Source organism: Chelatococcus caeni, assembly GCF_014196925.1.
Lineage (GTDB): Bacteria > Pseudomonadota > Alphaproteobacteria > Rhizobiales > Beijerinckiaceae > Chelatococcus_A > Chelatococcus_A caeni.
Map to the genome: position 1 here is coordinate 55,912 of NZ_JACIEN010000011.1, position 6,783 is coordinate 62,694.

General features: G+C 70.8%; 7 protein-coding genes. 2 read left to right on the plus strand and 5 right to left on the minus strand.

Annotation, left to right across the window (positions count from 1 at the left end):
• The 5 genes from rimM to GGR16_RS25315 form a co-directional block, all read right to left on the minus strand.
• Complete coding sequence (rimM, locus tag GGR16_RS25295) at positions 1–609, minus strand: ribosome maturation factor RimM (RefSeq protein ID WP_343059960.1); 609 nt, start codon at positions 607–609, stop codon at positions 1–3.
• Complete coding sequence (rpsP, locus tag GGR16_RS25300; protein ID WP_019401065.1) at positions 606–977, minus strand: 30S ribosomal protein S16; 372 nt, start codon at positions 975–977, stop codon at positions 606–608. Before rpsP ends, rimM begins: the two co-directional genes overlap by 4 nt.
• A 106-nt stretch (positions 978–1,083) precedes the next feature.
• Positions 1,084–2,646 carry a signal recognition particle protein gene (gene ffh, locus GGR16_RS25305; protein ID WP_019401066.1) on the minus strand — a complete coding sequence of 521 codons (1,563 nt, stop codon included), beginning with the start codon at positions 2,644–2,646 and terminating at the stop codon, positions 1,084–1,086.
• Between the two features lie 558 nt (positions 2,647–3,204).
• Positions 3,205–3,573 carry a DUF488 domain-containing protein gene (locus GGR16_RS25310; protein ID WP_183318891.1) on the minus strand — a complete coding sequence of 123 codons (369 nt, stop codon included), beginning with the start codon at positions 3,571–3,573 and terminating at the stop codon, positions 3,205–3,207.
• Positions 3,570–4,280: a GyrI-like domain-containing protein gene (locus GGR16_RS25315; protein ID WP_246373321.1), complete on the minus strand. Its 711-nt coding sequence runs from the start codon at positions 4,278–4,280 to the stop codon at positions 3,570–3,572. Before GGR16_RS25315 ends, GGR16_RS25310 begins: the two co-directional genes overlap by 4 nt.
• Positions 4,281–4,578: 298 nt before the next feature.
• On the opposite strand from GGR16_RS25315, the gene dapF reads away from it, so the two are divergent.
• Both dapF and mtaB read left to right on the plus strand, forming a co-directional pair.
• Entirely contained in the window at positions 4,579–5,448 is an 870-nt protein-coding gene (gene dapF, locus GGR16_RS25320; RefSeq protein ID WP_019402016.1) for a diaminopimelate epimerase, read from the plus strand.
• A complete protein-coding gene (mtaB, locus tag GGR16_RS25325) occupies positions 5,448–6,686 on the plus strand; it encodes a tRNA (N(6)-L-threonylcarbamoyladenosine(37)-C(2))-methylthiotransferase MtaB (RefSeq protein ID WP_183318894.1) in 1,239 nt (412 codons plus the stop codon). Before dapF ends, mtaB begins: the two co-directional genes overlap by 1 nt.
• Positions 6,687–6,783 lie beyond the last annotated feature (97 nt).

The following is a 6,783-nucleotide window of genomic DNA, read 5'->3' on the forward strand; positions in this document are numbered from 1 at the left end:
TCAGCCCTCGCCCTCGTCGTCCTCGTCCCTCGCAGCGAGGCTCTCCGCCGCCACGACCACGCGGCCGCCGGCGATGTCCACCTCCGGCACGAAGGCCTTGGTGAACGGCCACATCACGGTGGGGCCGCCCTCCGCCGGGGCGACCTCCATGACGTCGCCGGCCCCGAAATCGTGCAGGGCGACGATGCGGCCGAGCACGGTGCCGGCCGGATTGTGGACGGCAAGGCCGATGAGATCGGCCTGCAGGTATTCGTCCTCCTCGAGCGTCTCGGCATCGAGGCTCTCGCGCGGGACGTAAAGGCGCAGGCGCGTCAACGCCTCGGCCGCCGTGCGGTCGGTGATGCCGGCGACGCGCACGACGAGCATGTCGGCCGCGCCGGCGACGGGCCGCGCCGCCTCGATGCCGAAGCGGCGGCTGCCGTCCTCGCTCTGCAGGGTCGTGAAGCGGGCGATGGCCGCCGGCTCGGCCGTGTAGGACTTGAGCCGCACCTCGCCCCTGAGCCCCTGCGCGCGGCCGAACTCGCCGACGAGCACGAGCCGCCGCGCCGCGCCCGACGAAGCGGGAGCGGCGGACGACGGCCCGGTCGCCCTTGAGGAGCGGCGGCTCACGCCTCGGCGGCTTCAGCCGGCGCGGCAGCGGCCTCGGCCGCGGCGGCACGCTCGGCGGCGCGCTCCTGCGCCTTCTTGCCCGGCTGGGCCTTCTGCGGGTTGTTGCGGGCCGGGCGCTTCAGGACGCCGGCGTTGTCGAGGAAGCGCAGCACGCGGTCGGTCGGCTGGGCGCCCTTGGCGATCCAGGCCTTGGCCTTCTCGATGTCGAGCGCGACGCGGGCCGGATCGTCCTTGGCCTTCATCGGATCGTAGGTGCCGATCTTCTCGATGAAGCGGCCGTCACGCGGGGAGCGCGAGTCGGCGACGACGATGCGGTAGTAGGGGCGCTTCTTGGCGCCGCCGCGCGTCAGGCGGATCTTGAGAGACATAGGTTCTTCCTTTCCACTTTCAGTTGGTCCAGCCCGGCGGCACCCAGAGGTCCGCCGGAGCCGATATCAGCCGCCGCACGCGCAGCGGGTTGATCTCTTCAAAGGCTCACTTCTTCTTGCCGAAGGGGAAGCCGGGAAGACCGGGCGCTCCCGGCCCCTTGCCGCCGAGCCCCGGCAGGCCGGGCAGCTTCGGCGCCCCGAAACCGCCGGGCGGCAGCGGCGGCAGGCCGCCGGCGCCACCGGGCATGGTCTCGGGCAGGCCGCCGGGCAATTGCCCCTTGAGCTGCTCCAGCATCTCCGGCGTCGGCTGCGGCATGCCGCCCCCGAGGCCGAACATCTTGCCGAGCGCCCCGCCCATGCCGCCGCGTCCCCCCTTGCCCATCATCTTCATGACGTCGGCCATCTGGCGGTGCATCTTCAGCAGCTTGTTGACGTCCTCGACCTTGGTGCCGGAGCCGGCGGCAATGCGCTTCTTGCGGCTGGCCTTGAGGATGTCAGGGTTGCGCCGCTCCTTCGGCGTCATGGAATCGATGATGGCGCGCTGGCGGCGGATGACCTTGTCGTCGAGATTGGCGTTCTCGAGCTGGGCCTTCATCTTGCCGATGCCCGGCAGCATGCCGAGCACGCCCTTCATGCCGCCGATCTTCTCCATCTGGCCGAGCTGCTCGCGCAGGTCGTCGAGGTCGAAGGCGCCCTTGCGCATCTTGTCGGCGATGCGCTTGGCCTTCTCGGCGTCGATGGTCTCGGCCGCCTTCTCGACGAGGGAGACGATGTCGCCCATGCCGAGGATGCGGTTGGCGACGCGCTCGGGGTGGAACTCTTCGAGCGCATCGACCTTCTCGCCTGTGCCGACGAGCTTGATAGGCTTGCCGGTAACGGCGCGCATGGAGAGCGCGGCGCCGCCACGGCCATCGCCGTCCATCCGGGTCAGCACGATGCCGGTGACGCCGAGGCGCCCGTCGAAGGCCTTAGCGGTATTGACCGCATCCTGGCCGGTGAGGCTGTCGGCGACGAGCAGCACCTCGTGCGGCGCAGTCGCGGCACGCACCTCGGCCGCCTCCGCCATCAGCGCCTCGTCGACCGTAACGCGGCCGGCGGTGTCGAGCATGACGACGTCGTAGCCGCCGAGGCGGGCCGCCTCCATGGCGCGACGGGCGATCTGCACCGCCGACTGGCCGGCGACGATGGGCAGCGTGTCGACGCCCACCTGCTTGCCGAGCACGGCGAGCTGCTCCATGGCCGCCGGGCGGCGCGTGTCTAGCGAGGCCATGAGCACGCGGCGCTTCATCCTGTCGGAGAGGCGCCGGGCGATCTTGGCCGTCGTCGTCGTCTTGCCCGAGCCCTGCAGGCCGACCATGAGGATGCCGACGGGCGCGGGGGCGTTGAGGTCGATCCCCTCGGCCTCCTTGCCGAGCATCTCGACGAGGGCGTCGTGGACGATCTTGACGACCATCTGGCCCGGCGAGACCGACTTGATGACCTCGGCGCCGACGGCGCGGCTGCGCACCGTATCGGTGAAGGAGCGCACCACCTCGAGGGCGACATCCGCCTCGAGCAGCGCGCGGCGCACCTCGCGCAGGGCCTCGTTGACGTCGTTCTCGGTCAGCGCGCCGCGGCGCGTCAGGGAGCCGAGAATGCCGGACAGCTTGTCGGACAGGCTTTCGAACATCGTCTAGCGGTCCTCCGATGGGGTCCTGCCGGCACGCGGGCAGGACGAGGCACTGCGCCCGACATGGGCCGCCCCGATCCGTTCCGCAATGTCCGCCTCAGCGCGTCGCATCATGTCTTCCCGTGACCCGAGGGCCCAAAGCGAAACGCACCCGAGGGCGCAACGCGCTGTCGGGTGTTGACCTCCAGCCTCACGGGCTGGGCGGCGGCTCGCGAACGGACCGTTCGGGCTTTGACCGCGTCCTTATGCTGCGGCAGGCCTTGCGAGTCAAGGAAAAGGGAATGAGCGCCGCCGTCTCGCCCGCTGCAGAGACGCTGCAGAGATAAAGATCGAGAGGCCACATACGAGCCGCGCTGTTCCCCTCCCCCCGCTTGCGGCGGGGAGGGGTTAGGGGTGGGGGGCGGCTCCGCAAGGGCAACGGGACCCCAGCCATGACTTGCAAACTACCTGCCTGCTGCACCGCCCCCCAACCCAACCCTCCCCGCCACTTCGTGGGGGGAGGGAGGAGCTTCAGCGTCCGCGTGGGCCTATGATGGGGCTGGGATGAGCTGTCCGTGCCTATTCCTGCCGTCCCAGCAGAAACGCCTGCAGCAGCACCGCGCTGTTTTGTTCACGGCTGCGGGCAGCCGACAGCAGGGTGATCTTGCCCTTGGCCGCCTCGGCCCGCAGCATGGCAAGGCCCGCCTTGGCATCGCCCTGCGCCGCATCGAGTTCCGCGCGGTAGCGGGCCTGGAATTCCTCCCACTTCGCCGGTTCGTGGCCGAACCACTTGCGCAGGTCCGGCGAGGGCGCGACCTCCTTCAGCCACAGATCCCACGGCGCCGTCTCCTTGGCGACGCCGCGCGGCCATAACCTGTCCACCAGGATGCGCTTGCCGTCCCCCTCTTCCGGAGGGTCGTAGACGCGCTTGACCGCGATCTCGCTCATTGCGGCCCTCCCGCTTCAGGTGTCTTCGGAGCGTCCAAGCCGGGCTCTGCCGGCGTAGCCGCCGGGGGCGCGGAGGCCGGGGGCGGCGCGCTGCCGGGAGGGGCGGCGGGCGGAGGCGCGCCCGCTTCGGCCGGCTGGACGTAGATATAGACCTCGAGGCCGGCATCGTCGCCGCTCGTCAGGTCCGTCGCATATTCCTCGATGAACATGTCGCGGACCGTGATGGCCTTGGCATCGAGATAGGCGGTGATCGCCTCGTAGGTGGAATCGATCTCGTCGTAAGGGCCCTTGTGCACGAAGCGCAGGGCCTTGCCCGAAGGCGTCGTGCCGAAGCGGATGCCTTCCGGCGGGGCTGCGCCCGCAGCCGGGGCCGCCTCGACCGGTAGCAGCGCGTCGTAGCGGAACCCGGTGTCGTCCGTTTCGAGGAAGAGCACCACGGGGCGGCCCGCGATCTTGACGCCGGCACCGTCGAGGAAGATGCGCAGCTTGCCGAACGTCTCCTTGAGGGTCTTGACGGCATCGTCCCATTGCGCCCGGCCGCCCGCGATGGCGCCCGGCTTCTCCGGCAGCGTCACCTCGTCGACATCGCCTGCATTGGCCGGCGGCGGCACGAGCGTCGGCTGCGCGGGTGTCGACAGGCCCGGCGGCGGGGGCGGAGCGTCCGCCGGCGGAGGGACTTCGGCGGGAGCGGCCGGAGCAGCGCCCATAGCCGGGGCATCAGCCGGCGCCGGCGCAGCCGCCGCCGGTCCCGCGAACAGGAGGACGAGAGCGCAAGCGGCGGCGAAGATCCTGCCGCGAGCCGCACCGATCAAGGGCCACGAAGCCGTCGTCATCTGCCGCACCCAACCGTTCGCGCGAACCCGCGAATCGCCCTCCCCAGTCTCCCCGACCATAGGCGGCTTTGGGCGAGGCCGCGAGACGCGCCGTTGCGGAAGGGACTCGCGCTTTTGCGCGACATGGCCCATATACCGGAGGAATTTCGCGGCCCGGCCGCCGGACGACACGATGAACGCGCTGATCGGACACCCCTTTCTCAAGATGAACGGCCTCGGCAACGAGATCGTCGTGCTCGACCTGCGCGGGGAGCGGCACGTCGTCACGCCCGCCGAGGCGCGCGCCATCGCGGCCGATCCCGCCTCGCATTTCGACCAGCTGATGGTGCTCAACGACCCGCGCACGCCCGGCACCGACGCCTTCATGCTGATCTACAACGTGGATGGCTCACTCTCCGCCTCCTGCGGCAACGGCACGCGCTGCGTCGCCTGGGCGCTGACGCGGGACGGGGCGCGCGACGAGCTCCTGCTAGAGACCGAGGCCGGGCTGCTCGCCTGCCGGCGCGAGGGCGAGTGGCTCTTCACCATCGACATGGGCGCGCCGCGCCTGAGGTGGGACGAGATCCCGCTCGCCGAGGAGTTCCGCGACACGCGCGCCATCGAACTGCAGATCGGCCCCATCGACGCGCCGGCGCTGCACTCGCCCTCGGTGGTCAGCATGGGCAACCCGCACGCCATCTTCTGGGTGGAAGACGTCGAGGCCCACGACCTCGCCCGCCTCGGGCCGCTCCTCGAGAACCATCCGATCTTCCCCGAGAAGGCGAACATCTCACTCGCCGCGGTGAAGAGCCCGGAGCACGTGGTCGTCAAGGTGTGGGAGCGCGGCGCCGGCCTGACGCGCGCCTGCGGCTCGGCCGCCTGCGCCGTCGCCGTCGCCGCCGCACGCAAGGGCCTCACCGGACGCAAGGTGCGTGTCACGCTGCCGGGCGGCGACCTCCTCATCGACTGGCGCGAGAGCGACGGCCACGTCATGATGACGGGGCCGGTCGAGCTGGAGCACGAAGGCCGGTTCGCCGCGGAGCTCTTTGCGGAAACGGCCTGATGGGCGTCGAGGTCGTCACCTTCGGCTGCCGGCTCAACATCGTCGAGTCGCAGGTCATCAAGCGCCATGCCGAGGCGGCGGGGCACGACGCGCTCGTCGTCGTCAACACCTGCGCCGTCACAGGCGAGGCGGTGCGCCAGGCGCGCCAGACCATCCGCCGTCTGAAGCGCGAGCGGCCGGACGTGACGGTCGTCGTCACCGGCTGCGCGGCACAGGTCGACCCGGCGAGCTTCGCGACGATGCCCGAGGTCGCGAAGGTCCTCGGCAATGCCGAGAAACTCGAAGCGCCGAGCTGGCGCGGGCTCGCCGAGGGCGAGAAGGCCGCGGTCGGCGACATCATGGCCGTGCGCGAGACGGCGACGCATCTCGTGGACGGCTTCGACGGCCACGCACGCGCCTTCCTGCAGGTACAGAACGGCTGCGATCACCGCTGCACCTTCTGCATCATCCCCTTTGGGCGCGGCAACTCCCGCTCGGTGCCGATGGGCGCGGTGGTCGAGGCCGTCAGGCGCCTCGTCGGCAACGGCTATCGCGAAGTGGTGCTGACCGGCGTCGATCTCACGGCCTATGGCCGCGACCTGCCCGGTGCGCCGCCGCTCGGCCGGCTCGTCGGCCAGATCCTCAAGCACGTGCCGGACCTGCCGCGGCTGCGCCTGTCGTCGATCGATTCCGTCGAGGCGGACGAGGAACTGCTCGCCGCCATCGCCGGCGAGCGGCGGCTGATGCCGCATCTGCACCTGTCACTGCAGGCCGGCGACGACATAATCCTGAAGCGCATGAAGCGCCGGCACCTGCGCGAGGACGCCATCCGCTTCTGCGAAAGCGTGCGGCGGGCACGGCCCGACATCGTCTTCGGCGCCGACATCATCGCCGGCTTTCCGACCGAGACCGAGGAGATGTTCGAGCGCTCGCTCGCCATCGTCGGCGAATGCGGGCTGACGCACCTCCATGTCTTCCCCTTCTCGCCGCGGCCCGGCACGCCGGCGGCGCGCATGCCGCAACTGCCGCGCGAGGTGGTGAAGGAGCGCGCCGGACGCCTGCGCGCCGTCGGCGAAGAGGCCCGCCGGCGGTTTCTCGCGACCCAGGTCGGCACCCGCCAGAGCGTCCTCGTCGAGCGGGGCGACGTCGGCCATACGGAGGGCTTCGCGCTGGTGCGCCTGCCGTCTGGCCTCACCGTCGGCGATGTCGTCGACGTCACCATCGCGCGCCACGACGGGGAAGCGCTGATCGCCGCCTGAGGCCCTACGGGAGCGTCTGCCTGACGCGTTCCCAGCTGTTTCGCATGTGGTTTGCGAGGATTTTGGCGAGGCGGTCGGGGTCGCGGGCGGTGAGGGC

Coding starts and splice junctions, on each gene's coding strand:
- rpsP (WP_019401065.1), bottom strand. CDS start 977: ATGTCTCTCAAGATCCGCCTGACGCGCGGCGGCGCCAAGAAGCGCCCC.
- ffh (WP_019401066.1), bottom strand. CDS start 2,646: ATGTTCGAAAGCCTGTCCGACAAGCTGTCCGGCATTCTCGGCTCCCTG.
- GGR16_RS25310 (WP_183318891.1), bottom strand. CDS start 3,573: ATGAGCGAGATCGCGGTCAAGCGCGTCTACGACCCTCCGGAAGAGGGG.
- GGR16_RS25315 (WP_246373321.1), bottom strand. CDS start 4,280: ATGGGCGCTGCTCCGGCCGCTCCCGCCGAAGTCCCTCCGCCGGCGGAC.
- dapF (WP_019402016.1), top strand. CDS start 4,579: ATGAACGCGCTGATCGGACACCCCTTTCTCAAGATGAACGGCCTCGGC.
- mtaB (WP_183318894.1), top strand. CDS start 5,448: ATGGGCGTCGAGGTCGTCACCTTCGGCTGCCGGCTCAACATCGTCGAG.